Raw genomic sequence first — 5,031 nt, forward strand, 5'->3', positions numbered from 1 at the left:
CTCCGCGCCGGCCCCGGCTCCCGTGCCGGCGGTCAGCGGCCGGGGGCGTCCCGCAGCTGGCAGGTGATCCGGGCGGTGCACACCCGGCGCCCGTCCGGATCGGTGACGACGACCTCGTAGCTGGCCGTGGTGCGCCCCAGGTGGAGCGGGACGGCCGTGCCGGTGACCACCGCGCCGGTCCCCGAGCGCACCGCCCGGTGGTGGGTGGCGTTGACGTCGACCCCCAGGGCGACGCGGCCGGGCCCGGCCGACAGCGCCGCCCCGATCGAGCCGAGGGTCTCGGCGAGGACCACCGAGGCGCCCCCGTGCAGCAGCCCGTGGGGCTGGGTGTTGCCGTCCACCGGCATGGTCGCGACGAGGCGCTGCGGGTCGGTCGAGACGAGCTCGATGCCCATCCGCTCGATGAGCGTGCCCGCGGTGGCCAGCACCGGGTGCGCGGGGCCGGGACCAGCAGAGGTGTCGTCCATGCGCCCTAGGCTGGCAGGTGTGAGCACCGCGCCGGCCTCCGCACCCTCCTCCGCGCCCTCCTCGACGCCCTCCTCGGCGCCAGCCCTGACGCCGCCCGCGCCGGCCGGCAGCCCCGTCGGGCAGCGGCCGCGCCTGCTCCTCGTGGACGGCCACTCCCTGGCCTACCGGGCCTTCTTCGCCCTGCCGGTGGAGAACTTCTCCACCTCCACCGGCCAGGTCACGAACGCCGTGTACGGCTTCACGTCGATGCTCATCAACGTCCTGCGCGACGAGGCGCCCACGCACCTCGTGGTCGCCTTCGACGTCTCCAAGCGCACGTTCCGCACCGAGGAGTACGCCGAGTACAAGGCCGGCCGGGCGGCCACCCCGACCGAGTTCAGCGGCCAGGTCGAGCTCATCCGCGAGGTGCTCGCCGCGCTGCGCGTGCCGGTGCTGACCAAGGAGGGCTACGAGGCCGACGACGTCATCGCCACCGTCACCTCCCAGGCCCGCGCGCAGGGGCTGGACGTGCTCGTCTGCACCGGCGACCGCGACGCGTTCCAGCTCGTCGACGACCAGGTCACCGTGCTCTACCCCCGCAAGGGCGTCAGCGACCTCGCCCGGATGACCCCCGACGCCATCGAGGAGCGCTACGGGGTGCGCCCCGAGCGCTACTCCGACCTGGCGGCGCTGGTGGGGGAGAGCAGCGACAACCTGCCGGGCGTGCCGGGGGTCGGCCCCAAGACCGCCGCCAAGTGGCTCGCCGCCCACGGCGACCTCACCGGCCTCGTGGCAGCGGCCGACCAGCTGACCGGCAAGGCGGGGCAGAGCCTGCGCGACCACCTCGACCAGGTGCTGCGCAACCGCCGGCTCAACGCCCTCGTCACCGACCTCGAGCTGCCGCTGACCGTCGACGACCTCGCCGTCCAGCCGTGGGACCGCGAGGAGGTGCACCGGGTCTTCGACGGCCTGGAGTTCCGGGTGCTGCGCGACCGCCTGTTCGCCACCCTCTCCGCCGACGAGCCGTCCGCCGAGGGCGGCTTCACCCTCACCGCCGACCGCCCCGAGGGCGAGGACGTGGCCGCGTGGCTGGCGGCGCACGCGGGCGGCGGCCAGCCGTGCGGCGTCTCGGTGCTGGGCCGCTGGGGCGAGGGCCGCGGCGACGCCTGGGGCCTGGCCCTGGCCGCCGGGGACGGCTCCGCCGCCTGGCTCGACCTGCGCGAGGTCGCGCCCGAGGCCGAGCAGGCGCTGGCCGCCTGGCTCGCCGACCCCGCGGCCCCGAAGGTCATGCACGACGCCAAGGGCCCGATGCACGCCCTGGCCGGGCGCGGCCTGCCCCTGGCCGGGCTGGCCGACGACACCGCCCTGGCCGCGTACCTCTGCCAGCCCGACCAGCGCAGCTACGACCTCGCCGACCTGGCCGTGCGCCACCTGCAGCGCGAGCTGCGCGCCGAGGGCGCCTCGCCGGTCGCCGACTCCGGGCAGCTGACGCTCGACACCGGCGAGGGCGACGGCGCCCCCGACGAGGGCGAGCTGGCCTGCGTGCGCGCGGCCGCCGTCCTGGAGCTCTCCGGCGTGCTGGCCGAGCAGGTGCGCGAGCGCGGCGGCGAGCGGCTGATGCGCGAGCTCGAGCTGCCGCTGGTCGGCGTGCTCGCCGGCATGGAGGACGTCGGGATCGCCGTCGACGTCGACCGCCTGGAGGCGCTGGAGGCCGAGTTCGCCGCCGCCGTCGCCTCCGCCGCGGAGGAGGCCTACGCCGCCATCGGCGGCCAGGAGATCAACCTCGGCTCGCCCAAGCAGCTGCAGGTGGTGCTCTTCGAGCAGCTGGGGATGCCCAAGACCAAGAAGACCAAGACCGGCTGGACCACGGACGCCGACGCGCTGGCCGAGCTCAACGTCCGCAACCCGCACCCGTTCCTCGAGCACCTGCTGCGCCACCGCGACGCCAGCCGGCTGCGCCAGACCGTCGAGGGGCTGCTCAAGACCGTCGCCGACGACGGGCGCATCCACACCACCTACCAGCAGACGATCGCCGCCACGGGCCGGCTGTCCTCCACCGACCCGAACCTGCAGAACATCCCCATCCGCACCGCCGAGGGCCGCCGCATCCGCGAGGCGTTCGTCGTCGGCCCCGGCTACGAGCGGCTCCTCACCGCCGACTACAGCCAGATCGAGATGCGGATCATGGCGCACCTGTCCGGGGACGAGGGGCTCATCGAGGCCTTCCGCTCCGGCGAGGACCTCCACCGCTTCGTCGGCTCCCGCGTCTTCGGGGTGCCGCCGGAGGAGGTGACTCCGGAGATGCGGGCGAGGATCAAGGCGATGTCCTACGGCCTGGCCTACGGGCTGTCGGAGTTCGGCCTCTCCCGCCAGCTCAACATCTCCTTCGAGGAGGCGCGCGGGCTGATGCAGGACTACTTCGCGCGCTTCGGCGGCGTGCGCGACTACCTCCACGGCGTCGTCGAGGAGGCCCGGCGCACCGGCTGGACCGAGACGATCCTGGGACGGCGCCGCTACCTGCCCGACCTCACCAGCGACAACCGCCAGCGCCGGGACATCGCCGAGCGGATGGCGCTCAACGCGCCGATCCAGGGGTCCGCCGCCGACGTGATCAAGGTCGCGATGCTCGGGGTCGACCGCGCGCTGCGCGAGCAGGAGCTGGCCTCGCGGGTCCTGCTCCAGGTGCACGACGAGCTCGTCGTGGAGGTGGCGGCCGGCGAGGCCGAGGCGGTCGAGGCCCTCCTGCGCGAGCAGATGGGGGCCGCCGCGCAGCTGTCGGTGCCGCTGGAGGTCTCGGTCGGCGCGGGCGCCTCCTGGCACGAGGCCGGCCACTGACCCGCGGCCGGGCGCTCAAGGGAGCCCGGCCATCGGCCGACGTGGTGGGGGTGGCGGTCCCGGTGCACGACCCGGAGCCGGCGGAGGGCCCGGGCGGCCCGCCGCCGGCCGTGACGCGGTGGACGGCGCGCCTGGTCGACCCCGCCCTCGAGGAGCGCTTCCGCGACCAGCAGCTGCCCGGGCTGCGCCGCGACGCCACCGTCGCCGCGGGCGCGGTCGTCGCCTACAACAGCTACTCGGCCGCGGCCAGCGCGGTGCGGCTCGGCCCCGGCGGCGCGCTCGCGGTCGAGGCCGCCAACAACGTCGTCCTCGTGGTGCTCGCCCTGGCCCTCGTCGTGCTGGCCCGGCGCACGCGCAGCTACGACCGGCTCAGCCGCGCCCTGCTCGTGGCCATCGGCCTCTACGGCTCGGTCGTGGTCGCCGAACTGGCCTACGCGCCCGAGTCGGCCCGGCGGGCCGGTGTGCTGGTCGTCGTCACGGCGGCCGTGATCTACCTGCACGCCATGCTCCCCGTCGTCCAGAGCGCCGGACTGGCCCTCGCGTGGTCGGTCGGCGGCGTCGTCGCCCTGGTGCACCAGGGCGCCACGACCGGAGCCGACCTCGTGCACCTGCTCGTGCTGCTCGGGGTGCTCAACCTCGTCGGGCTCGCGGCGGTGCACCGCACCGGGACGGGGGAGCGCCTGCTGTTCGCGCAGCAGGAGGCCGTCGCCCGCCTGGCCGGCGAGGACGGCCTGACCGGCGTGGCCAACCGGCGCGGGCTGTCGGAGCTCCTGCACCGCGAGTGGCGGCGCTGCGCTCGGGAGTCGCTGCCGCTGTCCCTGGTCATCGTCGACGTGGACCGCTTCAAGCAGGTCAACGACGGGCACGGGCACGCGGGCGGTGACGACGTGCTGCGCCTGGTCGCCGAGGTCCTCACCGCCGCCACCCACCGCGCGTCGGACGCGGTGGCGCGCTACGGCGGTGACGAGTTCGTCCTGCTCCTGCCGGGGACCGGCGCGGCGGGCGCCCTCGAGGTCGCCGAGCGGGTGCTGGCGGAGCTGCGCCTGCACAGGGCCGCGGCGCCGGCCGGCTCGGCCGTGGCGCGCCTCAGCGCCAGCATCGGCGCCGCCACGGCGTCCCCCGCGCACGGCGACCCCGCGGCGCTGATGGCCACCGCCGACGCCCGGCTCTACCGCGCCAAGGCGCAGGGGCGCGACCGCGTGGTCGCCGGCGACGAGGTCCCCACCGGGGTGTGACCCCGCCGCCGACGACGGGCGCCGGCCCTCAGCGCCGGCGGCAGACGAGCACGGCGGTGCCGGGCAGCAGCCGCCCGCGCAGCGCGCTCCAGCCGCCCCAGGTGGGCTGCTGCGGGCCGGACCACTCCGGCTCCACGAGGTCGCGCAGCTCCATCCCGGCGCCGACCACGAGGCGCACCCAGTCCCCGAGCGTGCGGTGGTGCTCGGCGTAGAGCAGCCGGCCGTCCCCGTCGCGCTCGGCGTAGGGCGTGCGGTCGAAGTAGGAGCGCTCGGCGGTCAGCCCCGCCGGCCCCGGGTCGTCGGGGAAGGCCCAGCGCACCGGGTGGGTGAAGGAGCACACCCACGCGCCGCCGGGGCGCAGCACCCGCGCCACCTCGGCGAGCACCGCGCCGGCGTCCGCGACGAAGGGGAGCGCCCCGTACGCGGAGAAGGCCACGTCGACGCAGCCGTCCGCGAGGGGCAGCGCCGCAGCGTCGGCCTGGAGCACCGGGACGGCGGTGCCCAGCGCGGCGTC

Annotated in this window: 4 protein-coding genes; 2 read left to right on the top strand and 2 right to left on the bottom strand. The window is 76.2% G+C overall.

Translation table 11 applies throughout. The annotated features are described in order from the left end of the window. Positions 1 to 32: 32 nt before the first annotated feature. Entirely contained in the window at positions 33 to 467 is a 435-nt protein-coding gene (locus AC5FZL_RS15360) for a hotdog fold thioesterase (protein ID WP_493619754.1), read from the bottom strand. Between AC5FZL_RS15360 and polA the strand changes: the two genes are divergently transcribed. Both polA and AC5FZL_RS15370 read left to right on the top strand, forming a co-directional pair. Continuing rightward, positions 466 to 3,282 (top strand): DNA polymerase I, encoded by a 2,817-nt coding sequence (gene polA / locus AC5FZL_RS15365; protein WP_493619755.1) that lies wholly within the window; start codon positions 466 to 468, stop codon positions 3,280 to 3,282. The two genes, AC5FZL_RS15360 and polA, sit on opposite strands and share 2 nt — an antisense overlap. Positions 3,283 to 3,332: 50 nt before the next feature. Then, entirely contained in the window at positions 3,333 to 4,517 is a 1,185-nt protein-coding gene (locus AC5FZL_RS15370; protein ID WP_493619756.1) for a GGDEF domain-containing protein, read from the top strand. Between the two features lie 28 nt (positions 4,518 to 4,545). Here AC5FZL_RS15370 and AC5FZL_RS15375 read toward each other — a convergent pair. Next, the coding region (locus AC5FZL_RS15375) for a methyltransferase domain-containing protein (RefSeq protein ID WP_493619757.1) at positions 4,546 to 5,031 on the bottom strand (486 nt) is incomplete at its 5' end.

This window comes from Quadrisphaera sp. DVD1 (genome assembly GCF_058932755.1).

Bases quoted from the DNA above. Each gene is read 5' to 3' on its own strand.
- polA (WP_493619755.1), top strand. From the start codon at position 466: ATGCGCCCTAGGCTGGCAGGTGTGAGCACCGCGCCGGCCTCCGCACCC.
- AC5FZL_RS15360 (WP_493619754.1), bottom strand. From the start codon at position 467: ATGGACGACACCTCTGCTGGTCCCGGCCCCGCGCACCCGGTGCTGGCC.